This window comes from Pseudomonas sp. D47, from assembly GCF_045447305.1.
Lineage (GTDB): Bacteria > Pseudomonadota > Gammaproteobacteria > Pseudomonadales > Pseudomonadaceae > Aquipseudomonas.
The window spans coordinates 66,393-91,425 of record NZ_JBJGXU010000010.1 but is presented as its reverse complement, the minus strand read 5'-3'; the positions used below and the strand labels follow the sequence as shown (position 1 = coordinate 91,425).

At 59.6% G+C, this 25,033-nt stretch carries 12 protein-coding genes; 7 read left to right on the top strand and 5 right to left on the bottom strand.

Annotated features, from left to right (window positions below):
* Positions 1 to 137 precede the first annotated feature (137 nt).
* The 3 genes from pap (at position 138) to ACI77I_RS09860 (ending at position 4,176) form a co-directional block, all read left to right on the top strand.
* On the top strand, positions 138 to 1,652 hold the full coding sequence (gene pap / locus ACI77I_RS09870; RefSeq protein ID WP_094953529.1) for a polyphosphate:AMP phosphotransferase: 1,515 nt from the start codon (positions 138 to 140) through the stop codon (positions 1,650 to 1,652).
* A 173-nt stretch (positions 1,653 to 1,825) separates the two neighbouring features.
* Positions 1,826 to 3,010 (top strand): thiolase family protein, encoded by a 1,185-nt coding sequence (locus ACI77I_RS09865; protein WP_263273669.1) that lies wholly within the window; start codon positions 1,826 to 1,828, stop codon positions 3,008 to 3,010.
* A gap of 209 nt (positions 3,011 to 3,219) precedes the next feature.
* On the top strand, positions 3,220 to 4,176 hold the full coding sequence (locus ACI77I_RS09860) for a DMT family transporter (protein ID WP_094953527.1): 957 nt from the start codon (positions 3,220 to 3,222) through the stop codon (positions 4,174 to 4,176).
* A 409-nt stretch (positions 4,177 to 4,585) separates the two neighbouring features.
* Here ACI77I_RS09860 and ACI77I_RS09855 read toward each other — a convergent pair whose 3' ends face one another.
* On the bottom strand, positions 4,586 to 5,974 hold the full coding sequence (locus ACI77I_RS09855; RefSeq protein WP_094949883.1) for a class II fumarate hydratase: 1,389 nt from the start codon (positions 5,972 to 5,974) through the stop codon (positions 4,586 to 4,588).
* Positions 5,975 to 6,166: 192 nt separating this feature from the next.
* Between ACI77I_RS09855 and ACI77I_RS09850 the strand changes: the two genes are divergently transcribed.
* The 4 genes from ACI77I_RS09850 (at position 6,167) to ACI77I_RS09835 (ending at position 12,976) form a co-directional block, all read left to right on the top strand.
* Positions 6,167 to 6,685: a DUF2059 domain-containing protein gene (locus ACI77I_RS09850; RefSeq protein WP_094949882.1), complete on the top strand. Its 519-nt coding sequence runs from the start codon at positions 6,167 to 6,169 to the stop codon at positions 6,683 to 6,685.
* 6 nt (positions 6,686 to 6,691) lie between these two features.
* Positions 6,692 to 6,985: a BolA family transcriptional regulator gene (locus ACI77I_RS09845; RefSeq protein ID WP_094949881.1), complete on the top strand. Its 294-nt coding sequence runs from the start codon at positions 6,692 to 6,694 to the stop codon at positions 6,983 to 6,985.
* A 138-nt stretch (positions 6,986 to 7,123) separates the two neighbouring features.
* The gene (locus tag ACI77I_RS09840) at positions 7,124 to 10,114 is read left to right on the top strand and encodes an RHS repeat-associated core domain-containing protein (RefSeq protein ID WP_406997408.1); all 2,991 of its coding nucleotides are present in this window, start codon (positions 7,124 to 7,126) and stop codon (positions 10,112 to 10,114) included.
* A 129-nt stretch (positions 10,115 to 10,243) separates the two neighbouring features.
* A complete protein-coding gene (locus ACI77I_RS09835) occupies positions 10,244 to 12,976 on the top strand; it encodes an RHS repeat-associated core domain-containing protein (protein ID WP_406997407.1) in 2,733 nt (910 codons plus the stop codon).
* A gap of 57 nt (positions 12,977 to 13,033) precedes the next feature.
* Here the strand turns inward: ACI77I_RS09835 and ACI77I_RS09830 are convergent, their stop codons facing one another.
* Genes ACI77I_RS09830 through ACI77I_RS09815 form a run of 4 tightly spaced genes read right to left on the bottom strand, consistent with a single transcriptional unit; the run spans position 13,034 to position 24,951 of the window.
* Complete coding sequence (locus ACI77I_RS09830; RefSeq protein ID WP_406997406.1) at positions 13,034 to 17,611, bottom strand: SpvB/TcaC N-terminal domain-containing protein; 4,578 nt, start codon at positions 17,609 to 17,611, stop codon at positions 13,034 to 13,036.
* Entirely contained in the window at positions 17,608 to 22,344 is a 4,737-nt protein-coding gene (locus tag ACI77I_RS09825) for a neuraminidase-like domain-containing protein (RefSeq protein WP_406997424.1), read from the bottom strand. Before ACI77I_RS09825 ends, ACI77I_RS09830 begins: the two co-directional genes overlap by 4 nt.
* A gap of 12 nt (positions 22,345 to 22,356) precedes the next feature.
* Positions 22,357 to 22,479 (bottom strand): hypothetical protein, encoded by a 123-nt coding sequence (locus ACI77I_RS09820; protein ID WP_406997405.1) that lies wholly within the window; start codon positions 22,477 to 22,479, stop codon positions 22,357 to 22,359.
* Between the two features lie 36 nt (positions 22,480 to 22,515).
* The gene (locus ACI77I_RS09815; RefSeq protein WP_406997404.1) at positions 22,516 to 24,951 is read right to left on the bottom strand and encodes a Tc toxin subunit A; all 2,436 of its coding nucleotides are present in this window, start codon (positions 24,949 to 24,951) and stop codon (positions 22,516 to 22,518) included.
* Between the last annotated feature and the right edge of the window lie 82 nt (positions 24,952 to 25,033).

Sequence of the window (25,033 nt, the reverse complement as noted above, 5' to 3'; positions counted from 1 at the left end):
GGCTCGGTAAAGACAAGGCGGCCATTCTAGCTGATCAATAGACGTTGAATTGACCCAAGGCAACTACGTGTGGAATTTCCTCCCGCGCATTGTTGCCCAATCCGCTAGTCTTGAGCCATCTTGAAACGGAGCTGCCCATGTTCGAATCCGCCGAAATCGGTCACGCCATCGACAAAGACACCTACGACGCCGAAGTGCCGGCCCTGCGCGAGGCCTTGTTGGAGGTGCAGTACGAGCTGCAACAGCAGAAGCGCTTCCCGGTGATCATCCTGATCAACGGCATTGAAGGCGCCGGCAAGGGCGAGACCGTCAAGCTGCTCAATGAATGGATGGACCCACGCCTGATCGAGGTGCGCACCTTCGACCAGCAGACCGACGAAGAACTGGCGCGCCCGCCGGCCTGGCGCTACTGGCGGCAACTGCCCGCCAAAGGCCGCATGGGCATCTTTTTTGGCAACTGGTACAGCCAGATGCTGCAAGGCCGGGTGCACGGCCAGCTCAAGAACGCCCGCCTGGACCAGGCCATCGCCGGTGCCGAGCGCCTGGAAAAGATGCTCTGTGACGAAGGCGCGCTGATCTTCAAGTTCTGGTTCCACTTGTCCAAGAAGCAGATGAAAGCGCGGCTCAAGGCCTTGGCCGATGACCCGCTGCACAGCTGGCGCATCAGCCCGCTGGACTGGCAGCAATCGGAGACCTACGACAAGTTTGTGCATTTCGGCGAGCGCATTCTGCGCCGCACCAGCCGTGACTACGCGCCGTGGCACGTGATCGAAGGCGTTGACGCTAATTACCGCAGCCTCACCGTGGGCAAAATCCTGCTTGAGAGCCTGCAAAATGCCTTGAAACTGCCCAAGGGCAAGGCCAGCGGCATGAACCCGGCGCCGTTGTTGGCGTCGGTGGACCGCAAGAGCCTGCTCGACAGCCTCGACATGACCTTGCACCTGGACAAGGACGATTACGAAGAACAGCTGATCACCGAACAGGCGCGCTTCTCCGGCCTGATGCGCGACAAACGCATGCGCAAGCACGCGCTGGTCACCGTATTCGAAGGCAACGACGCGGCGGGCAAAGGCGGGGCGATCCGGCGGGTGGCGGCGGCGCTGGACCCGCGCCAGTATCACATCGTGCCGATTGCCGCGCCGAGTGAAGACGAGCGTGCCCAGCCTTACCTGTGGCGGTTCTGGCAGAAGATCCCGGCACGCGGCATGTTCACTGTGTTCGACCGTTCGTGGTACGGCCGCGTGTTGGTGGAGCGCATCGAAGGCTTCTGCACCCCGGCGGACTGGATGCGGGCCTACGGCGAGATCAATGACTTTGAAGAGCAGCTGCGCGACGCGGGGGTGATCGTGGTCAAGTTCTGGCTGGCCATCGACAAACAGACCCAGCTGGAGCGCTTCCAGGCCCGTGAGGAGATCCCGTTCAAGCGCTTCAAGATCACCGAGGACGATTGGCGTAACCGCGACAAGTGGGACGACTACCGCGCCGCCGTGGGCGATATGGTCGACCGCACCAGCACGGAAGTCTCGCCGTGGACCCTGGTGGAAGCCAACGACAAGCGCTGGGCGCGGGTCAAGGTGCTGCGCACCATCAACCGCGCGCTGGAAGAGGCGTTCGATAAGACTGACAAGCACGATAAGAAGACAAAGAAATAGCGTTGTCTGTGGTGAGCGGGTTTGTTGTGGCGAGCGGCCCGACAAGCCTGCTCGCCACAAGGCAGTGTTCTGCACCATGCTTTTGTATCTACCGGGTGAATGATCATCGCAGTCAGGAGGGCCCGGTTCTATCCTCGATCCATCTCCCAACAACGACAAGATCGAGGTAGCCCATGCGTGAAGTAGTGATCGTCGACAGCGTGCGAACCGGCCTGGCCAAATCCTTTCGCGGCAAGTTCAACCAGACCCGTCCCGATGATATGGCGGCCCATTGCGTCAACGCCCTGCTGACCCGCCATGGCATCGACCCGGCGACGGTCGAGGATTGCATCGTCGGTGCCGGCTCCAATGAAGGCGCCCAGGGCTACAACATCGGGCGCAATGTGGCGGTGCTCTCGCAATTGGGCACCGGTACCGCTGGGATGACTCTCAACCGCTTCTGCTCCTCAGGCTTGCAGGCGATTGCCATTGCCGCCAACCAGATTGCCTCGGGTTGCAGCGACATTATCGTCGCCGGTGGCGTTGAGTCGATCAGCCTGACCATGAAAAGCGTCAACACGGACAACCTGATCAACCCGCTGCTTAAAGAGCAGGTGCCGGGCATCTACTTCCCCATGGGCCAGACGGCTGAGATTGTCGCACGCCGTTATCACGTCAGCCGTGAGGAGCAAGACCTGTACGCCCTGCAAAGCCAGCAGCGCACCGCCCAGGCCCAGGCTGATGGTTTGTTCAGTGATGAGATCGTGCCGATGGCGGTGAAGTACAAGGTCGAGGACAAGCACACCGGCGAAGTGCAGGTGCTGGAGGGCGTGGTTGATCGCGACGACTGCAACCGACCTGACACCACGCTCGCCAGCCTGCAAGGGTTGAAGCCGGTCTTCGCCGAGGATGGCTCGGTGACAGCCGGCAACTCCTCGCAGCTCTCCGACGGCGCCTCGATGACGCTGGTGATGAGCCTGGAAAAAGCCCTGCAATTGGGCCTCAAGCCCAAGGCGTTTTTCCGAGGCTTTACCGTGGCCGGTTGTGAGCCGGACGAGATGGGCATCGGCCCGGTGTTCTCGGTGCCCAAGTTGCTCAAGGCCAAGGGCTTGCAGGTGGCGGATATCGACCTGTGGGAACTCAATGAAGCGTTTGCCTCGCAGTGCCTGTATGCGCGTGACCGGCTGGAAATTGATAACGCCAAGTACAACGTCAACGGCGGCTCGATCTCGATTGGGCACCCCTTCGGCATGACCGGTTCGCGGCAAGTCGGGCATTTGGTTCGCGAGCTGCAACGACGCAATCTGCGTTACGGCATTGTCACCATGTGCGTGGGCGGCGGCATGGGCGCCACCGGCCTGTTTGAAGCCGTACGCTAAATCTCACTGGAAAAACATGGGCCCATGTGGGAACTGGCTTGCCTGCGATGGCGGTGTATCAGTCGAGATTTTTTTGTCTGACCCACCGCCATCGCAGGCAAGCCAGCTCCCGCCTTTGATTTGGGGTGTTGTGGAAAATATCGCTCGCCAAGGTCCCCCTTGGTCCACCTAGAATGCCCGTTCCACTTCCTCAGGCATTCGGGGCACTCATGCACATCTCTTCCGGCCGCTGGGTCTATGGCTTCGGCTTGACCCTGCTGACCGCGTTTCTGTGGGGCATTCTGCCGATCAAACTCAAACAAGTGCTACAGGTGATGGACCCGGTGACCGTCACCTGGTTTCGCCTGATCGTCGCCGGCAGCTGCTTATTTATCTACCTGGCCCTCACCAAACGCCTGCCCAGCCGCAAGGTCCTGGGCCCCAAGGGCGGCTGGCTGGTAGCCATGGCGGTGTGCGGGCTGGTGGGCAACTACGTGCTGTATCTGGTCGGGCTGAAAATGCTCAGCCCTGGCACGGCGCAGTTGGTGGTGCAGATGGGGCCGATCTTTCTGATGGTCGCCAGCGTGTTTGTGTTCAAGGAGCGTTTCAGCCTGGGGCAAGGCATGGGCCTGGTGGTGCTGATCATTGGCTTCGGGCTGTTTTTCAACCAGCGCCTGGTAGAAATGCTGACCTCCTTGGGCACCTACACCGCCGGGGTGTTGACGATTCTGCTCGCTACGACCATTTGGGTGTTTTATGCCTTGGGTCAGAAGCAGTTGCTGACGGTGTGGAATTCGCTGCAGGTGATGATGGTGATTTATCTGTCGTGCGCCGTGCTGCTCACGCCGTGGGCGCATCCGCTGGAGGCGTTGCAGTTGAGCCCGCTGCAGGGCTGGCTGTTGCTGGCGTGCTGCATGAATACGCTGGTGGCTTACGGTGCGTTTGCCGAAGCCCTGGCGCATTGGGAGGCTTCGCGGGTCAGTGCGACGTTGGCGTTGACGCCGTTGGTGACGTTTGTGGCGGTGGCGTTGGCGGCGTGGTTATGGCCGGATTTTGTGCAGGCCGAAGAGATTAATGCTCTGGGTTACGCCGGGGCGTTGGTGGTGGTGTTGGGGTCGGCGACTGTGGCGCTGGCGCCGTCGTTGCTGGCTGGGCTCAGGGCGCGGCGGGTGCGGCTGGCGTCTTAATGGCCGGCGAGGCGGCGGCGAAGCTTTATTTTTTGTAAACCGGTTCAAATGTGGGAGCTGGCTTGCCTGCGATGGCGGTATGTGGGTTGGCTGGGGTATCTATTCGGAGTACATATCCGTTGCTGCGGTAACGGCTGAGTATGGTTCCGCTCTTACAGCGGGTCACTTTTTGAAGGACCAAAAAGTAACCAAAAAGTCCTCGCCCCACCACTCGGTGCCTCGCCTAGGCTCGGCATGCCCGCACGCAGGCTTGAATCCGTGGGCCGCCGCGATGGGCCATCCTTGGCCCAGCGCGGCTAACCCGGCGTCCTGCCGGGTTACCCACGGATTCAAGCCTGCGTTCGGCCATCGTGGTTAACGGGGCGCCTTAGATCAAGATCAAGATCAAAAGCAGATCAAAAGCCTGAGCTTAATGACCGGCTTCCAGCATGTTTTCCGGGCGTACCCACTGGTCGAACTCTTCATCGGTGAGGTAGCCCAGGTCCAGCGCAGCCTCACGTAGCGTCAGGCCTTCGGCGTAAGCCTTTTTGGCGATCTGCGCCGACTTGTCGTAGCCGATGTGCGGGTTGAGCGCTGTCACCAGCATCAGGCCGCGCTCCAGGTGCTCGGCCATTTGCTCGGCGTCGGGCTCAAGGCCGGCGATGCAGTGTTCCTGGAAGTTGTTGCAACCGTCGGCCAGCAGGCGGATCGACTCCAGCAGGTTGTGGATGATCACCGGCTTGTACACGTTCAACTGCAAGTGGCCTTGGCTGGCGGCAATGCCGATGGTCACGTCATTGCCCAGCACCTGGCAGGCCAGCATCGACAGCGCTTCGCACTGCGTGGGGTTGACCTTGCCCGGCATGATCGAGCTGCCCGGCTCGTTGGCCGGCAGTTTCACTTCTGCCAACCCGGCGCGTGGGCCGGAGCCGAGCAGGCGCAGGTCGTTGGCGAGTTTCATCAGGGCCACGGCCAGGGTTTTTAGGGCGCCGTGCAGGGTTACCAGCGGCTCATGGCCGGAGAGGGCGGCAAATTTGTTCGGTGCGGTGACGAATGGCAGCCCTGACAGCGCGGCCAGTTCGGCGGCAATCGCCTCGCCAAAGCCGTGGGGCGAATTGAGCCCGGTACCGACGGCGGTGCCGCCTTGGGCCAGTTCGCAGACTGGGGGCAGGGCGCTGCGGATCGCGCGTTCGGCGTAATCGAGCTGTGCGATAAACGCTGAGACTTCCTGGCCAAAGGTGATCGGCGTGGCGTCCATCATGTGGGTGCGGCCGGTCTTGACCAGCTTCATGTGCCGCGCCGACAGTTCTGCCAGCCCACCCGACAGGTGGGTGATCGCCGGCAGCAGCTGTTTGTTCACCGCCTGCACCGTCGCGATGCTCATGGCGGTGGGGAAGCAGTCGTTGGAACTCTGGGAGCGGTTCACATGATCGTTAGGGTGCACCGGGCTCTTGCCGCCGCGGGTCTTGCCCGACAGCTCGTTGGCACGGCCGGCGATCACTTCGTTGGCGTTCATGTTGCTCTGGGTGCCGCTGCCGGTCTGCCACACCACCAGCGGGAACTGGTCGTCATGTTGACCGTCGAGCACTTCATCGGCGGCCTGTTCGATCAGGCGGGCGATGTCGGCGGGCAAATCGCCATTGCGGTCGTTGACCCGCGCCGCAGCTTTCTTGATCAGGGCCAGGGCGTGCAGTACCGCCAATGGCATGCGTTGCTCGCCGATGGCGAAGTTCACCAGTGAACGTTGGGTCTGCGCGCCCCAGTAAGCGTCATCCGGGACATGGACTTCTCCCAGGCTGTCGGTTTCGATACGGCTCATCGGGCACACTCCTTCAGGTTCGTTTGCGCAGTTTAGGCCGTGATGGGCTTTGGGGGTTCCCTAAAAGACTTTTCATCGGATGCAAGTCCCGCAAAACCAGGCCCAACAGGGCCTGGGGTTGAGCCGGGAGGTTTTTTAGGCGCAGAATGGGCGCCCTTGGGGTCTTACCTCGCCTGCTAGAAAGGAAACTCGATGACTCGTCTTCGTGCCATCTGTACCGCGGTTGCTCTGGTTTGCGCCAGCGGCCAAGTCTTTGCCGATACCGCCAGCCATAACGCCAGTGCCGAAGCCTTCCTTACCCTGGCCCACGCTGACAAGCTGGGTACCCCGGTGTACATGCAAGTGCAGCAAATGTTCGCCCAGCGTTTCGAACAGACCAAGGCGCCTGCCGCCAAGCAGTCCGTACTGGACACCTACCAGGCCAAGGCTAACGCTGCCCTGGACCAGGCTATCGGCTGGCCGAAGCTGAAACCGGACATGGTCAAGCTCTACACCACTAACTTCAGCGAATCCGAGCTCAAGGACCTGGTTGCGTTCTACCAGTCGCCACTGGGCAAGAAAGTCCTGGAAAAAATGCCGCAACTGACCCAGCAATCGGCCCAGATGACCCAGGCCAAGCTGGAAAGCGCCGTGCCGGTGGTGAACAAGCTGTTGGAAGACATGACCAACGAGCTGACGCCTAAAGCTGCTGCACCGGCCAAGAAGAAGTAAGCAGGAATGACCATGCAACAGCGTATCGAAACGGCGCTCGCCGCCCTGAGCCCGCAACACATGAGCGTGCTGGATGAAAGCCACATGCACAGCCGTGGGTTGCAGACCCACTTCAAGGCCGTGCTGGTCAGCCAGCAGTTCGAGGGGCTTAACCGCGTCAAGCGCCACCAGACGGTCTACGCCACGTTGGGTGACCTGATGAGCGAATTTCATGCGTTGGCGCTGCATACCTACACGCCTGAAGAATGGGCGAGAATCGACGCAGCCCCGGCCTCGCCGACCTGCGCCGGCGGGCATTGAATATCGTCTCGACCCGCGCGAGCGGGTCGAGGCGATGCCAGCCCCGGATACATAAAATATCTTCCAGTACCACCTTGCTCCCCCCCCAACATCCTTAGGCTTTCAAGACTACTTATTCAGAAATAGGGTCTTGAGGTCATGTCTAATTCCATCCATCGAAATACGCCATCCCTGGCCGCTTTCGACCCGCGTGGATTGATCGTCCGTAACATCGAGTATCACCGCTCAAGGGCACAGGTTGAGCCGCAAGTGCGTATTCATCGTCAGGTGTTTGGCAGTTCTGGCTTGATGATTGAGCAGTGGGATCCGCGGCTGTTGCAATTGTCGCGTTCACAGGCTGGCACTCAGGCCAATCAACGCACGGTCTACAGTCTTGGCGGGCATGCGTTGCGCATCGACAGCGTGGATGCCGGCTGGCGGCTTACGTTGCCGGGTGAGGCCGGGCAGTTACTGGAAGAGTGGGATGGGCGGGGCGCCCATCAGGCGCATCACTACGACCAATACGTGCGGCCCGTCGCCGTCTTCGAGCAGGCGGCCAATGACGAGCAACCCCTGTGTGTCGAGCGTCTTGCCTACGCTTCACGCTCGGACGAAGAGGCCGCACGCAATCGCTGTGGCCAGGTGATTCGTCATGATGACGGCGGCGGTTCGTTGTTCCACGAGTTTTATGGGCTGCACGGCGGGGTTGTCCAGCAGACTCGACGCTTCCGGCAGGCGAGCGCTGTGCTGGGTTGGCCGCTGCTCGATGTACAGCGCGACGTGCGCCTGGAACCTGAGCGTTTCCAGACATCAACGGGTTTCAACGCGCTGGGTGAGCGCCTGCATCATGTGGATGCCAAGGGCAATCGCCTTGAGTATGCCTATGGCATTGACGGCCAGCCGGCGAGCATCTTTGTGTTGCCCACGGGCGGCGTGCGCACGCAGTTAATGGGCCAGCGTCGCTACAATGCGGCGGGTCAAGTGATCAGTGAGCGCGCCGGGAATGGCGTTGTGCGTACCTTGCTCTACCGTGAAGCCGATGGTCGCTTGCGGCAGATGAGTGCCCGTGTGCAAGGGCCGACGAGCACAGCGCTGCAAGATCTGACCTACGATTATGATTGCGTCGGCAACATTGTGCGAATCGACGATCTGGCCCAGCCGACACAATGGTCGAGCAACACCCGGATCAGTTCGGCCAGCGTCTATGAGTACGACACGTTATCGCAATTGACCAAGGCCACCGGGCGCGAAACCGCCGGCAACAAGGGTGGCCCCGCGTTACCGGCGAGGGTGGCGTTCGGGTCGACTGACGACAGCGTCTGGCGTCGTTACACCCAGCAGTTCAGCTATGACGTGGCCGGCAATTTGCTTGAGTTGCAGCATGTGCCCAGCAGCGGCACGGGTTTCACGCGCCAGATGAGCGTGGCCGCCCGCAGCAATCATTTCGTGCCGCAGGCCGATGGCAGTGCTGTGCCGGGGTTGGGGCAGGACTTTGACCGCAACGGCAATTTGCAAGCGCTGGAGGGCGACCATGGGATGGGCTGGGATGTGCGCAATCAACTGGTGCGCATCACGCAGGTGCTGCGCGAGGGAGGAAACGACGATGAGGAACGCTACGCGTACGATGCGACCGGTCGACGCCTCCTCAAGCACCGGGTAACCCAAGCCAAGGGCGTGGTGCATACGGCGCAGGTGCGCTACTTGCCAGGATTGGAGATTCGCCATGACAGTGCAACGGGTGAGCAACTGAATGTACTCAACCTCGACGTCGGTACCCTCACCGTTCGGGTACTGTCCTGGGATCGTCACCCTTCGGGGGGCCGCCAGGATGTGCAGATCCGTTATGGCTTGTCGGACCACTTGGGCAGCAGCACTATGGAGCTGGGCGAGCAGGCACAACTGCTCAGCCAAGAAAGCTACTATCCCTACGGCGGTACCGCGTGGTGGGCGGCGAAAAGCGCCAGCGAAGCGAGCTATAAATTCATCCGTTATTCGGGCAAGGAGCGCGATGCCAGTGGGCTGTCCTACTACGGCTTCAGGTATTACGCGCCGTGGTTGTGTCGCTGGATCAGCCCGGACCCGACCGGCGATGCCGATGGCTTGAATGTGTACGCCATGGTTGGCGGTAACCCCATTACCAAGGTTGATAAGCAGGGGTTGGCGGCGACACCGGCTTTGGAGCAGCCGCGCCAGATGCAACTGCGCAGGCTGTCCATCAGCCGCAGGCTCGCGCTGATGGAGCGCGTTTTTCGACCCAGGATACAGGCCGGTTCATCGGCCGCGATTCGTGATGGTTTATCCACCTATATCTCCAATACCCTTTGGACGGGCGTCGATCTGGCGGTCTTCAACACCCTCCAGCCCACGGCGCAACGCAACCAAATCTTGCGCATTACCCTCGCGGTGCTGGATGCAGTGTCTACGGCACACATGAGCACCGGTATCGCCGGTAACTGGACGCAACATGCGCCACAGATCGGTGCTCTTTTTGCAGGTGCCGCGGGTATGGGGTATGCCGTTTATGGCGACTCGATAGGTGATCAAGCGGAGCACAGCTGGGACCCGGTGGCGGTCCAGCGGTTGGGCGGGCATGTGCGCTCGCTCTCCAGGGAACTCGTGCAGCAGGTCATGCGTGGGCACGGTACCGGCGTCTCCTGGGGCAGCACGCCCCTGCGGGGCAGGGTGACGCGCACCGCCGGGGCGACGGCGGCCTATGCCCTTGCAACCGTGGCTAACGCGGTATACGGCGGGGAAGTACCTGTGCTGATGCAACCTAATGTCTCACCTGCAATAGAAGCTTACGACGGAGCGATGGGAACGATGATTCGTGGCGGTCACCCGACGGCCGTCCACGATCCCCATGGCCAAACCCTGCAGCTGCCGGACCCTGTCGCGACGATGCACGGTGGGCTGAGCAGAATGTTCAATCAGGTGTGGACGCACTGGGCCGCGTCCGGTGTCGAGGCATTGGCCGTTGCGCTGACGGGCTTACCCGTGGCCGCCCAGGGCCGGATGACGCGCAATATTGTGATGGCGGCCCGCGGCATGATTTCCGCGCTGACCGAATGGCGTGGCTTTTTCGTACAGTTTGCCAGGGGCGGGTATTCGACCTTGGCGACGGCCTGGCGCCGAGCCCCGCGGCCTAACTAAGTAGGAGGGTGAATGGGCTGGCGCAGCGGCTCATTCATATATCGACACACTACATTGCCCTCAGTACCGCGTGTGCGTGTGAGCTATCTCTAGGCTTGGCTGATCTTTTGCTATTCGGGTTATTGCGCCATGTCTTATCTGCTACACCAACATACGCCCACGCTATCGGCCATTGACCCTCGTGGCTTGGCGGTCCGCAGTGTGGCCTACCATCGTGACACCTCCCAGGATCAGCCCCGCGCACGTATCGGCCGTCGGGTGTTTGGCAGCCAAGGTTGGCTGCTGGAACAGTGGGACCCTCGGCTGCACGCGCTGAGTGAGTCGGCACCGGCCACCGTCAGCCCCAATCAGCGCCAGTATTACAGCCTCTCGGGGCAATTGCTGCGTACCGACAGTGTGGACGCCGGCTGGCAGATGTCACTGTTGGGCGTGGGCGGTCAAGTGCTGGAGTGCTGGGACGCCCGAGGCTCTCACCAGTGTTATGAGTACGATCCCCAGGTGCGCCCTTTGGCCATCTTCGAACAAGCGGCGGATCAGCCGGCGCGGCGCTGTGTCGAGCGCCTGACTTATGCGGCAGCCGAGCCCGCCGAGGTGGCCGGCAACCGTTGTGGTCGACTGATTCGTCATGCGGACCCGGCCGGTGTTTTGTTGATGGGTGAGTACGGGGTCGGTGGGAGCGTCATCAAGCAGACTCGACGGTTTCGCATGGATACTTCGACAGTTGACTGGCCATCGAGCGATGAGAATCAAGCCGAACAGCTAGAGCCCAACGCCCATACCACGACCTGGCGCTACGATGCCCTGGGGGCGCTGTTGGAGCAGATCGACGCCAAGGGCAATCGCCGGCACAGGCGCTATGGGCAACAAGGCTGGCTGCTGGAGGTTGCTCTGACCCTCCGCGGGGGCACGCGCCAAGTGTTGATGAACCAGCGTGTGTACAACGCCAGCGGTCTGGTGGAGTCCGAACGGATGGGCAATGACGTCACCAAGATGGCGAAATACGCCGCTGAGGATAATCGTTTGTTGCAGCTGACGGTGTATCGCAAGGGCGAGGCCGCCAAGCCTCTGCAGGACCTTGTATACGAGTACGACCCGGTAGGTAACATCCTCAGCCTCAGCGACCAGGCCCAGCCGACTAAATGGCACAGCAATGCTCGCATTGATGCGGTCAGTCGTTACCAGTACGACAGTTTGTACCAGTTAACCCAGGCCAGCGGTCGGGAAAATGCCGGCAGCAGCGGTGGTCAGGCAAGTGCGCAGCGGATGACGTTCGGTGCAACCGACCCCGGACTCTGGCGCAATTACACCCAGCATTATACCTACGATGAGAATGGCAACTTGACACGCCTTCGCCATGTGCCGAGCAGTGGAGCAGGTTATACCCGGGACATGAATGTAGCTGTGGGCAGCAATCGCGCCTTGTCGGCCACTGACGGTGCGCCGCAACAATGGGCAACGATGTTTGATGCCAACGGTAATCAGCAAATGCTGGGCGGCGGCCAGCAGCTAGGCTGGAACGTGCGTAACCAACTCACTCACGCGACCCAGGTGCAGCGAGAGCAGGGTGACCCTGATGTGGAAAGTTATCTCTACGACAGTCAGGGCCAGCGGGCAGCCAAAATCAGAAGTCAGCAGGTTGCCGAGAAACCCCATGCACATATCACGTGTTACTTGCCGGGTTTGCACCTGCATATACAACCTGGCAAGCGCTTGAGCGTGCTGGACATTGATACGGGCGGCGGCCGGGTCACGGTGTTGCAGTGGGAGGCCGGTGGCCCCAGTGATATGAGTGAAGAACAGTTGCAATTCAGTATCCTTGATCACCTCAATAGCCATTTACTGGAGCTGGACGAGCAAGCGCAGTTGTTGAGCCAGGAGCATTATTATCCTTATGGCGCAACGGCGTGGTGGGCTACCAACGGTACGCAGCGGGCCACCTATAAGATTCGCCGCTACGCGGGTAAGGAGCGCGACGCGACAGGGTTGTATTACTACGGATCGCGGTATTACGCGCCGTGGTTGCAACGCTGGATCAGCCCGGACCCATTGGGTGATGTGGACGGTCTGAATCTGTACGCGCTGACGTTGGGCAACCCCCTGCGATTCACGGACGTCGACGGCACGCAAACGTCGTTTGGCGAACAATTTCAACCCAGTCGAGGCGATATCATTTTCGGTAAGGGGAGTACCGTGGCTAGCTACCGCAGCTTCTGGTCAAAGCTGACGGCACGCGGGGACGCAATGGTCACCTATTTCGGGGTTAAAGAGCTGGGGGCGGCGATGGCGAGGTTGAAAAAAGAAAGTGTCTCCACGTTCATTGAGTACGGGGAGGGCAGACTCAGCGTCGACGAGTTCGAGCAACGGCTCGAGGTGCACGGCGCACCGGTTGCACAGCAGTTCTATGACGCCATTAAGTCGAAGTATGCGGGCTGTACGTCGACCGCCGCCAACCGAGAGTTCGCGAAGAAATTCGTGAGTGACTATTCTTCTGGCACCTATTCGTTTGAGCAAACCCTTTTAGACCATGGCATGAGCTTGAGTACGTTCGAGGGCAAGCTGGTCAGCCGCGCCAGTAAGTCGGCTTTGAAGACTCTGACGGACCCTCAGAGCATTCGCCAAGTGCATTTTGCGCTTGATCATCTGGATATGGCCAACGTGATCAATAAGACCGAGACTTCTTTCGCAGGTTCGGAGCTGCGCTGGCTTTATCGGCATCGATCGCGCGTGCCAGGCCATGTGACCTTCTATCACCAGAAACAACAGGTTGAGGCCCCTTGGCGGTCCGACCCCTCCCTTTGGCGTCGCTACAAACCGGTCAGCTCAATATCCAGCGCCAGGGTTTCAGGGCGGGCCACACACTGACTGAACGGATCAGCGTGGCCGCCTTGCAACGGTGAGGTGGCCACGCTGGCCCAGGCTTTACTGTTCAGTCAATGGGGTTACCTGGAGTGCTCCCTCCGTGTCGTTTTCATCCTCGTTGACGGTGTACCAGGCCCAATAGGTGGCGCGCCGCATGAATCCTCCTGCGGTCAGTGTCTGTGTCGGGCGTCCGAGAGGGTCGTAGAATTGTCGGTCGCTGTGGCCCAGTTCGCGCATGGATTGATCGTTGACGTAGGCGTGCTTGTCGGCGAAGTAGGGGCGGTAGACGCGAACGACCAGGCCCTTGTTGTTGTATTCGACACGCTCGCTGACGCGCCAGCGGGGGGCGGCTTGCACTTGGCGCAGCTGTTTTTTGAAGGTGCCGGGTGCCGTATCAGGTATTTCGTCGACCAGCAGATTGCCCTGGTCGTCGACCGCATTGGCCAGGCCTGGCTCAGTCTTTTGCTTGGTCTGCAAGGTACGACCAAAGCCATCCCAACAGGTCAAGGTCATGCGGATCTGTTGGGCGGCATCGTCCGGGTAGCGGTCGGCTTGCAACATGAGCCCATGTACCGGTGTCTGGCTGGCTTTGTCGATCAACGCCTTGAGGTGTTTTTCGCTGCCGCTGAGCACCTGGCGACCGCTCAGGCGTACCCGCGTGCTCATACGTATATGCCCGCTGGGGAGCAGATAGGCTTTAGTGATCCACTCTGGCTTGACCAAGGCCAAGTCGATTGCACCCATCCAACTGAACGGTGCGTAGCAGTGTGTGCTGGCCATTTTCTGCAACACGCTTTGCGCATGCTCTATGGCAAACTCGGGTGTTACATGCTTGAGCGGGCGGTAGCTTTCCAATGCGTCGAAACCCACTCTGCGACTTTGTTCGTGACCGTGAAAGGTGTTGGTGAGCAGCTGCCCGAAACCGTCGTAAAGCGCTTCTTGAATATTGCCATTGGGGTCGACAATTTTTGTCGGCAGCAGCAATTGATAGTCGTATTCGGCTTTGGTCACGCAACCGTCGGGCATTTTTACTTGCACGGTTTGCAACACGTAGGGGTCATAGTAAAGCCTTGTTTCGCCATGGGCCTCGGTGGCCCGCAGCGCCCTTATCCGGTAAAACTGGGTGGCCTTGCCATAGCGGGGAAAGTGCCGGCGAATCGACCACAGGCGATTTTCCTCGGGCGGCACCTCGCCGTCGAATAGAAAAAACAACGCCATGGTGTGATAGCCGCTGTCGCTGAGCTTTTGCACCAGGTTAACGGCAGGTTGGTTGGGCATCGCCGGTATGTCCTTGTAAACATCCAGGGCGTTGTCATTCAGCTCTGCGGTTTCCAGGTAATCGGTCAAGGCCTGGGCAGTGGCGACGCCGGGCGCCAGGGTTTTACCGAGACTACCGGCTTGCCGATAGCGCTGCACCGACAAGCTGCTCAGTTCACGCTTGGCACCTGCGGCCAATGGCCCGTCGCTGTTGTCGATGAACCATTCATAGGCGATACGCCCAAGGTCTAACCCCAAGGCCGTGGGGGCTTTGCCCAGCACCAGGGTATTTTGTCGTTGGCGGTACGGCAAGGCCAGACGCCAGTGTTGTGCGTCGTCCAGATGAATGTGTTGTGCCAGCGTTTCGCTCAGGTAATAGGACTGTTGCGCGCTGTCATGGGTATCGCGCCACCAGCGCTTGTGATGCTCATCGACCAGCACGGTGGGCGGTGAGCTGTTGGCGCTTGTACGGCGGGCATAGTGCAGGGTGACGCCATGCACCAGGTAACCATAGGCATCCCAGCGCAGGTTGATCTGGTGCTGGCACACGGGATCATCTTCCACCCCTTCATATTGATAGCTGATCGACTCCAGGGCTAATGGAAGTAGCCGGGCATAGGGTGTATGGGCACTGTTCGGCGCCAGCTCACGGATCAGATAACGCTGTTGCGTGACTGTATAGGGCACTGCGCCTTGCGCCGGGTCCGCCGCTGTCACCTCCACCCGTAGCACGCTGCCGCTGAGTGCGCGTGCCACTTCGCGTGCCAGCGACGGCGCAGGATCGCTGATCAAGTCGTCGTGATGATCCAGCGGCTGTGCCCCGGACGTCGCCCTGTATCGGCTGACCAGCGTGCGACCCATGGCCTTGGCCTGTGGGTCGTGAGTACTGTGGCCGAGGGTGGGCATGTCGATGGATTGCCCGGTATGAAACCAGGTTTTGGTGCGCACGGGTGCGCTGAAACCCTGGGTGTGTTGTGTGTCTTTGCTGCTTTCGGTGTCGGTTTGCAGCACAAGCCCGAAGCCACGAAATTCGCGATCCGTGCGGTCGTAATAAGCCTGGCGATAGCGCCAGTGTTGGGTCAGTTGGTTGCCGGTAATTTCGTCTCGCTGCGTGTGTTGACTGACCAGCAGCAGCGCAAAGGGTAAATGGCAGATAGCAGGCTGGCCGTTGCCTTGGCGCTCACGTTTTTCATCCAGCCATTGCTGGGCACTGCTGCGATACTTGATCGAGGACTGAGCGCCCATGTTGTTGTTGGTTCGCAGGAGCAACCAGGGTTTTTGGGTGAAAAAGTCGTAGCGCCAATGTACGCCGGTCTGGTGGGCGGCGGTCAGGATCAGGCTCGGACAGCCCAGGCCGCTCACGTCGACGACGTTGACCTGACATTGGTCGTCATACCGCACGCCCTCTGGCCACGGCACGTTGATCGCCTTTGCCTCGAAGCCGTTACCGCCTTTATTGAGGAAAATACTCAGGTGAGCGGCGCTCAAATACAAAAAGTCCGTAGCACCCCCTCCATTCAGGTCGACGAGCAGTACATTGGCCGCCTTGAACGTTTCATATAGGAACGGCAACGTGGCGAACACAAACCCCCGGGCAAAACGTCCTCGACCCAGGTTTGGCCAACATTTCACTTCGTTATGGCGGATACGCACCAGATGCTGCTGGCCCGTGGCGAGCACATCACTGAACGCCACCAGTTCGTTGGGCGAAGCGGAAACGATCGGCAAAGCGTCGTCGAGCGTATGAGGCACCTCGATGGCGGGCGCGAAGCCGGTGTTTCGGCGAGAGGCATACAGGCGCACGCTACGGGGGCCGATCATGGCAACGTCATGATGCCCGGCCCCCATCAAATCGGCGAGTATTCCCTGGGGATGGAAGAATTCTGACGGGAACGCATCGAACGGCGTGAAGGTTGACCAATTGCGCTGTTCGTCCAGGCTGAAAAAGCCGCTCATCCCCGGTTGGGCAACCAGCCAGTCCAGACGGCCATCACCGTTCACATCGGCCAGCGCCTGGTGGATGGGCCGGGTGCTGTCGGCGACCGGTACCCGCGCCAACGCCTGGGCAGCGCCGTAAATCATCTCGTCGCCGGTTTGCGTGTATTGCGCCCTGACCGGTTCACGGTAGTACCAACTCTTTTCAGCGCGATACAACACACCGGGTATGCCTTCGCCATACAAATCGACCAGTTGATAACGATCGCTGTCATGCAGCCCGGGCAGCGAACTAAACGGCCGATAGCGGCTCGGGTCCACCTTGAGCTGGCTTGATTGGTAAAAACACTCCAGCGGCGGGCGGCTCACGCTATTGCCCGAGCGGTCGAAGGCCTGCTCATGGGCCCCAGTCAACAGGCTGACATGGCTGTGGGCGCGGTATTCCAGCAGCAGACGTTTGACCAGCACCGGGTCGGCGCCCATTTGCGCTTCTTTGGGAAAGTGGTGATACATCAGAATCTGGCTGCAACAGCGCAGGGTGCGTAACTCGAAGCCGAACGAAAAATCCGAGCAGGGGTCGGGCCGTTCCGGCCATTTGCGAGTGGTCGTAAACGTCGGCCGCTGATCCAGTTCAAGGGCCCGTTCGCCATAGTCAAAGAGCAACTGAAAGTGCCAGCCCATGTCCGGCTCATCGTCGGTCTGCCACAGGTAAAGCTGTTCCTGCTCCCTGGCGGTGAAGTTGCCGTAGCAGACCCGCTCCAGGTAGTGCTGGGCGCGACAGTCCCTCGGGTAGCGTGAGTGATCGGTTTCTTTTCTGTAGTGATAATAAATGTGCTCGCCGTGGGCATTCAGGCTTTCCTGCAACAACCATTGCGCCACATGGTGCGGGTGGTCCGGATCGGCAATCCGGGCCAACGGGGTTTTCCCGTAAAAGTGCTGACTGCCATCGGCACTTTGTATCAACCAGAAGCCTGCCGTATCGGTTGCACTATGCCAGTGCTCGATAAGGTCGAAGTGGCTTTCGAGCCTGGGAAAGTGCCGGGTGACCGTGTATGCAATGGTCAGTGGCAAACCCTTGAACGAGGTCGGGCGGCGGCTGACGATTGCACCCTCGGCATCGCGTTCGGGTAGCCATATGTGCGCGTCGGGGCCCACCAGTACGTCGTGTTCGGTGTAGGCCGGCACGCCATGGGAGGTACGCCGGCTGACCGCTGGCAGGGGCACCCCCCAACCCAACCCGAAGGGGCCGTTACCGGCGCTGCTGTGGTAGGCCAGCGACATGGCCGGCGCATAGCTGCGTGCGGGAGAAATCGGCAAGGGAATTTCAAAGGTGGCCATACCGCTGGTGCCGACATCGCCCCAGCCTTTGCCGACGCCTTGAATGGCGCCGCCGCCTTTGGGCAGGGCCGGGGTATTGACCTGCAGGTTGAGCGTATCGTCGTTCATGCCTGGCCCCCGCTGGCCACTGGCACCCTGGCGGTGTAGCTCAGGTGAATGACAATATCGTTGATCGATTCGAGTACGGCTTTTTGCTGGGCAGGGTTGGGGAATTCCAGGGTCCAGTTGGAAATGGCTCCGGTGTATTCAAACGGCAGGTATCGCGGATCGTTGTCGAAGCTGAGGGTAAACAGGCCGTCATCATCCAACCCGCGTGACAAGGCGATTTGCTGGTGTGCCCTGAGGTCGGTTTTGGTGGTGCCATCAGGCATCTGAGTTTTATTACTGGTTTGGGTCAATGTCGCCTTGATGTCTTCATAAGGCCCCAGCGTGGCGGGAAGTGAGACGCTGACGTGCTTGATCCGCCGCAGGGTGTGTCCAGGATAGTCCTCGTCCAGCAACGCGTGGGTCAGGGCAAAACCAACCGTGCCGCTGCTTACCAGCCCCGCCTTATGCTCGGCCCAGGTTTTGGCGGTTTGCGAGGCCTGTCCTGCGGTTATGACTGAGCACTCGATCAAGCGATGGCGCAGCGACACGGTTTTGCTGATTTCCAGCTCGCGTGGCGTGTGCTGCAGGTACGCAGTGTTCATTTTCACCAGGTTCAGTTTCAAGTTTTCAGCACTCAACAGTCCTCGGGAGGTGTGGTGCCAAGCTTCACCTTGAAAGAACTGCCGGCTCTCAGCGGTCTCATACTGCCAGCAGGCTTCAGCGGCCAGGCACAGGGAGTGGACGCTGTCATACAGTGCGTAATAGAACGTGCTCAGTTGCGCGGTGAGCCATTGATAAAGCTGTGCCCCTGTAAAGCGCATGCCGAGCAGTTGGTAGGCTGACTTGGCCTGGGCCAATGCGGTGTGGGCACTGCGCAGTTGCAGGCGAGTGGCTTTTTCCTGCTCGGCATGCACCAGCAGCAGGGCGTCGATCTGGGCCAGTTCCAGGCGGGCCTGTTGTTCGGCGTGGGCCCACTCCTGGGCACGACGATTGAATTGCTCGGTGCGCTCCAGCTCGTTACCGTTGGCGCGGGCGGTGTTGGCCTCGCCCTGGGCGAAGGCCTGGTAGGCTTGAAACACGCCCTCAAAACGCATACCCCCGAACGACGTACCGAAGATATTGGGCGCGAGCATGGCGGCACCGGCGCCCATACCGGCAATCGCGACTTTTCTCTCCCAGGCGGCGCTCTCCAGATAATGTTGGCCGGCCGAAATTTCGCCGGTGCTGATGCCTTCGCTGAGCTGATGCGCCAGGAAGTCCAGTCGCCCTTGGGCGATTGCGCGACTGCGACGTAGTGCGTCTTTGTTTTTTTCGTCGATGACCAGGGCCTGGGTCTGCTGGGTCAGCACCAGTTCGGCCAATTGCCACGCGTTTTGTTGTTGCACCTCAAGGTAGTGCGCCTGTTCCTTGCGCTCGATCAGCTTGAGTAGCGTGGTGCCGAACTGCGCCAGGCTGTCGACCGCGCTCAAGGCATGCCCCTGCATGACCTGGAACCGGTAGTGACCCACTTCAGGACGGACCGGCGACAGGGCACTGGCGCCACCCGCGCCGCTCTGTGCGTTTCGCGTCAGCAGGGCGGTGGGGGGCAAGGGGGCCGCAAAGAGGGGTTGGCGCAACGGCTTGCCGGCAATGTCTAGATGATGGCGCAGCCCATGCAGGCGACTTTCCAGTGTGTCCCAGCGGGCTACCCGTTGCGTGTTTAACGGGCGGTACAGGTAGGGGCTGTCCGTGAGCCAAGCGCTTTGTCCCGTGGTTTTGCACTGCTCGGACAGTAGCGTGGTGTATTCGAGTTGCTGTTCCAGCTTGCGTATGGCCTGGGAGGATGTGTTCGCCAGGGTCTCCAGTGTGCGCGAGGTCCAAGTATCGGCGCGCGTGACCGTCGGACGTGGGCCGAGCAGGTTCTGCGCCTGGATGTACCAGAGTTTGGCTTCGGCCAGGCTGTCGGGGCTCAACTGGCGATAGGCCGCGTCGCCCCGGTTGATCAGAATATCCACATTGAGGTGGTACAACGCCTTGCGCAGGTATGTCGGAAAACTGAGAGCCAGGTAATGCGGGCTCTCGGGGTGTTGGCAGGCGTAGCTCAGCTCGGCGGGGTTGCTGGGCAGCGAACTCAGCGCCCCGGCATTGGGTTGGCGAGGGTCGAACAGGTACTGCAACCAGGTTTCGGCGTTAGCGTATTGCTGTTGCTGGTTGAAGTAATGGGCGATGGTCCAGGGCAAATAGATAAACAGTTCACGCAAACTTTTGCCGTGCGCACCCTGGAAGTCCAGGGGCACGCGTGAGGCGTCAGCAGCCAATGCCGGTTCCGTCCAATCCCCAGGGGATCGTAAAAACAAAGGGTCGAAGCTGAGCATGGCAGCCTGGGTCAATTGACTCGCCACGCTGGTATTGAGTCGGATTGCCGGGATCTTCGGGGCGAAGCTTGTGGAAAAATCAATGGATTCGGCTGTCTCTCCGGTGTCTTGCTGTTGGCGCGTGATACGAGGGGAATGCGCAGGCTTGTCGACGGCAGGGGATGTGCCGAGGGCGCATTTGACAGCCTTGAGCGCATAGCCGAGAACGCTCACCTTGTTCTCTTGACTCTCAAGTGTGATGACGCCATGGATCACCGTGATGGCTGATGCGGTTTGCTCATTGGGTAACGTTATCCGTGCACTCGCCAGATGCCCGTCGGCTAATTCTGGGGACGCGCCCGCCAGACTTTCGTGTTCGGTGTCCGTGAAGTTAAGGACTCGGGCAGTGTTGTTATTGATGGCTTGCGGGGTGGGTACGTCTTCCAGTTTGGACTGCATGATGACGTGCTTGTAGAAACGCACCTTGGGCATGGAAGTGTGGGTGGACTCAAGCCTCAGGTCATTCATGAAGTGCAGTTTTTTGTTGGCGGTTTCATCCGCTGGCAAGTTGTAGCCGCTGTAGCGGTCGAGTATCGCCAGGAAGGGGTCCTGATGATGGGTATACAAGTGGAGGAATGCATTTTTGTTGAGAAACTTCCCGGCTAGGGAGTATTCAGTGACGGGCTTAGTTTGACCTTGTAGTCCCGTTCTCAAGTCCGGCATCGTCCTCATCTGCGGCACAAGGTTCAACAATATGGAGCCTTTGTCATAGATGGCGTTGGAAAAGCTTTTTCCGGTCCTGGGGTTTTTAAAGAACATCGAGTGGTGTGTGGCGTCTCCGACGGGGTGTATCGCGCAGTCGATCCTGATGATCGAGCCGCTGATGAGTTCAACGTCGGATAAGGTCGGGTCATGCAACGCAGACTTGGTGACCAGGGTAATGCTGAACGCGGTTTTCTGGGAGGCAAGGGTGATGCTGTAAGTCTGCAGAAAGGGCCGAGTGGTTTTCGAGGTGAAGACGAACTCGTGGGTGACGGGATCAAAGATTGTGGTAGCGGTATCGGCAGCCTTTATATCCTCGCTTCTGGATTCAAAGTCCCACGCCGTCTGGTGGTCGTTGTCGAGTTGTTGAGCCGCCAAGGTGACGGTTCCTATGTCCTGCTCCTGCGCTACGCGGGTCTTAAACTGTAAGTTGTCCTTGTTTATATCGAAAAACAGGCGGAAGTATTGGTGGGCGAACGGGGGGAGTAACACGCTGGAAAATACGTTGTCCGGGTCGACGCTGCCCAGCAACGCGCTCTGCAGTGGCGTGTTTTGTGTCGCCTCATAGGCTTCCAGCAACCTGATGGTTTCCTGAGCAACGTCGGAGCCCGGCACGATCGTGTATCGGCCATGGCTGCCCGCTGAAGCGACGATTTTTATACCCAATGACTGATCGACACTGATGGCCTGGAAGAATTCGCCCATGTGGTCGGTGCCATGATTTAGCGTATTGGCCCTTATCCCCAGGAACAGTGTGTGAGGGGAGCGGCTATCAACTACGGCAACGGTCTGCGTGATGCTGATAAGTTGCGCCGACGTGAGCGCGTTGATACCCCGCGTAACGCAGTGTTCTTCCAGGCCCGTGTGCGGAAGGCTCCAAGTGCCATCCAGTTTTTTATAGGAAAAACACAGGCGGAACTTCACGAACCGGCTGTTCAGCCACTCAGTCTGGCGTTGTTTTTCGTCGTCGTTGTCCTCGTCGTCACCATTGCCGTTTCCCTGTGCCTTGAAGGATTGGTAGGGCGCAGGCTTGATGCTCTCGGCCCAAACAATGAACAACCGATGATTGAACATCACGGGGCGAACACTGTGGGCGGGCGTATCGGCGGGAAACGTCAGGTTGATGGGTTTCCAGTCTGTCCAGGCCAGGGGCGCAGGTGCCTCAGCCTTGACGGAGGAGCGTTTGGACAGGTCCAGCGAACGCCAGTAATAGAGCTCATCGGTGGTGGATTTGCCGACGAAGTAATAGGTGCTGGTATCCCACTGTTTGACGTTGCCATCGATGTAGCCATTGAGCGTCTGAATGCTGGCGACTTCTTCGAACCGTGACAGGTAGCCTTGCACGGCATTCTGCACGGTGGCGGGTTGAATCCGATGCTGGCTGAGCTCGTTTTCCAGTTGCTCAAAGTTCTCGCTCTTGTCCTCGCGCAGCGTGGGGTCGAGGAAGTTTTGCGGGTGATAGCGCAGTTGCTGGCTGGCGCTCCACAGGGGGTAAGTGTGCAGGGAGTTCTGCCAGGCCAGGGTCTCGTGAGGCGACATGCCCAGGGTTTCATAACCCGGTTCGAGGCCCAAGTGAATCCGGTTGATGTAGTGCTGCAGGCTGGTGATCGCACTGGCGACCGGGCTGGTTGGTACTGCTTGGCTGACTTGTGCGTCCAGCAGCCAGTAGTCTTACAGGTCGTTGGGTGTGCGCAACGAGTCTTTAAGGGAGGGGCTGATGCAGTGAGCCAGATAGTAGCTCAGCATGGCATCACGCCAGGCTTCATTGAGGCGCTGGTCGAGGGTCTCAGACATGGTCATTCCTTGAGTCTGGTGGTTGAGAGTAAGCCGTTATTGATGTGCGGCGATGATGGCTTCGCCCACGAGCTTCCATTTACTGAAGTCGCTGGCGTTATTCAGTTCGCGGGTGTTGAGCAGTGTTTGGCTGGAGAGCCGGGTGATGGTGCAGGCTTGTCGACAGCGCATGATCCAATCCAGTTGGTCCATGGACTTGACCCTGCGTTCGGGCAAGGTCTCAGTGAGTACCCGCAGTTCTTTTTCGTCCCACCGCAACCATTGACTTAGCCGAGTATCGAGGGCTAAAGGCTCGTTGCTGTTGGCGCTCTGGAAATACGCCAAGAGGGTGTCCTGTGCCAGGCCATACGTATCGCAGCAGTCTCTGAAACGCTGCAATAGATAGAGTGTGCCCAGGCTCAGCTCGAGCAGCCCTGTGGTTGACTGAGCGCTGTCCAGCCAATGGGAGTTGAGCAGCAATTGACGCAGTGAGGCGCTGTTAACCGGCAACGGCAACAGCGTGCTGATATCCGGCGCCAGCAGGATCAGGTGGTTGGGCTCAGTCTCCGTTTTTTTGAAATGTAGCGTGTAGTGGAGCTTGAGCTCGTTGCTGTAGAGGGCCGGCGCTGGGTTTTCCAAGAACTGTTGGATGCACGCCTCAAGTCCCTTTGGCAGTAAGTCGACCCAGCGCTTCAGCGCCGGGTTATCAGTGGCGGGTTCCAGCAGCAATCGCTGGCGCAACTGCGTCACGCTGGTGTTACTGTCCCTGAGCCAGGTGACGGCCCAGTCCAATTGCATGAGTGCATCGAGAAAGTCCATCTCGGTGCTCAATGTGGGGGTGGTCAGCGTGCTCCAGGTGGACGGGCCGAGCAGGTCGGCCAGTTGTTTGCAGTGCAAGACCGAAAGGCCGAAAACCTGGGCGATGCGTGTCAGCCGATAGATCACGGAGTACGTGGCAATATTCCTGACGACAGGTTTGGGTAACGCGTCTGTCAGCAGTTGCAGCGAATCCGGCGTATCACTCAACGCCAACGCGGCGCAAAGCTGCTGGCGGGTATGGGTATCGAAGGCTTGGTCGTCCAGCGGTAGCAGTCGCCCGGACAACAGCGTGCGATTGAACACCTGATCGAATAAGGGTTGCTCGTTGGCGCTGGCCTGCACGGGGAGGCGATCCAGCCACGCCGAAAACTCCAGCGGCTTGAGCCTGTAGCGCCTACGGAGGTAGCGGTAGACCCCCAGTGCGCGCAGGGTGGTGTCGCTTATCTGAAGCGCGGCGTTGGCTGTGCCCTCAAACACCATGGCGCTAACGATCAGCGTATCCAGTTCGGCGAACGGTAGATCGACCCACTTTTGCAGGCGGATCATCCGATGCAGGCGGTCGAACCGATCGGGGCTGGTATTGAGTAGATTCGCAGTTTCCCCGTCGCCGGATTGGCCGACCTCGAGCTTGGGCTGACGGTCTGTGCCATTGACATAGCGGGCACCATAGGTCAGCAACGTTTGTTTAGGCGCCGAGCGGGAGGCATGGGGGGCGAAACTGTTTTGCGCCAGAAGGGCTTGTAACTGGGTAGTGTCGAGCGCCGTACATTTCAGAAAGTCGTCAAGGTTTTCCGGTGCGCGGGGTCTGCCAAAGTAGGTTTCAAACAATGTGCTTTGCGTGACGGGTGGCTGCGTCAACAGTTTTTGTTGTTGGGGATTCAGTTCGCTTAGCAGGCATTGCGCGTCACCATTGCGCGTTTTGACCGTGCCATACAGTGCGCTGCCGGCAGCGTCAAACGGCAGCCGCTTGCTGAGTCGATAATTCAATTCACCCAAGGCGTGCTGGGTTCCCGACAGCCCCAGGCGGCATTGAAGGTGATGATGGTGGTAAGGCAGCGTCAAGGGGTAGTGTTGCCCGCTGAGCAGCGAGTGCAACTTCTCCTGCGGGTGATGGTGTTTGATCTGTTTGCGCAACATCTCATCGATCAGCGTCAGCAGCGGGCGCTGGGCAAAGGTCGTGTCGTGGTCAATCGGTAAATTTTTCAGGTCTGGGCGGCGTTGGTTCAAGAGGATTTTGGCTTTCGTTCCCCTGCCGTTTTTTTCAAGCTGAGTTGCAAAAAGAAACAGCGCACGCAGGTAGGCGACAGGCGAATCGATAGCGGCGATGGCATCGGGGTGGCAGGCATTCCCCCAGTCCTCGTTGAGCAGGCTGGGCACGTTCGATTCCACGTCGCGTTTGCTACGCATGGGGGCTGGAGCGTTCACGTGTTGTTGGTCGTACAGCCATTGCAACTGCGTGGTGTAGGACAGCGCATTTTCGTAAGCTTGGGCGCCATCGTCATCATTGCAGCGGGCCAGTTGATGGATGAACTCGGTCTTGGGCAGCTCGACGATGTCAAAGACGCTGGTGAAGCCGAGTTGATGCATGGCAGTGGTGAAGTCGACCTTCCCAGCGCCTGGAGGGACGGGCCGTTCCACCAGTCTGGCCAATAACGAGCGGTTTGAAGTTTCCATGTCATCGATCTTCCTGTGAGCCCAAAGGTGGATCCAATGGGCGACGCAAGACGCTATCACTTAGGCTGTGCGGGCCGAGGTC

Bases quoted from the DNA above. Each gene is read 5' to 3' on its own strand.
- ACI77I_RS09865 (WP_263273669.1), top strand. From the start codon at position 1,826: ATGCGTGAAGTAGTGATCGTCGACAGCGTGCGAACCGGCCTGGCCAAA.
- ACI77I_RS09815 (WP_406997404.1), bottom strand. From the start codon at position 24,951: ATGGAAACTTCAAACCGCTCGTTATTGGCCAGACTGGTGGAACGGCCC.
- ACI77I_RS09830 (WP_406997406.1), bottom strand. From the start codon at position 17,611: ATGAACGACGATACGCTCAACCTGCAGGTCAATACCCCGGCCCTGCCC.
- ACI77I_RS09860 (WP_094953527.1), top strand. From the start codon at position 3,220: ATGCACATCTCTTCCGGCCGCTGGGTCTATGGCTTCGGCTTGACCCTG.
- ACI77I_RS09820 (WP_406997405.1), bottom strand. From the start codon at position 22,479: ATGTCTGAGACCCTCGACCAGCGCCTCAATGAAGCCTGGCGTGATGCC.
- ACI77I_RS09840 (WP_406997408.1), top strand. From the start codon at position 7,124: ATGTCTAATTCCATCCATCGAAATACGCCATCCCTGGCCGCTTTCGAC.
- ACI77I_RS09855 (WP_094949883.1), bottom strand. From the start codon at position 5,974: ATGAGCCGTATCGAAACCGACAGCCTGGGAGAAGTCCATGTCCCGGAT.
- pap (WP_094953529.1), top strand. From the start codon at position 138: ATGTTCGAATCCGCCGAAATCGGTCACGCCATCGACAAAGACACCTAC.
- ACI77I_RS09835 (WP_406997407.1), top strand. From the start codon at position 10,244: ATGTCTTATCTGCTACACCAACATACGCCCACGCTATCGGCCATTGAC.
- ACI77I_RS09845 (WP_094949881.1), top strand. From the start codon at position 6,692: ATGACCATGCAACAGCGTATCGAAACGGCGCTCGCCGCCCTGAGCCCG.
- ACI77I_RS09850 (WP_094949882.1), top strand. From the start codon at position 6,167: ATGACTCGTCTTCGTGCCATCTGTACCGCGGTTGCTCTGGTTTGCGCC.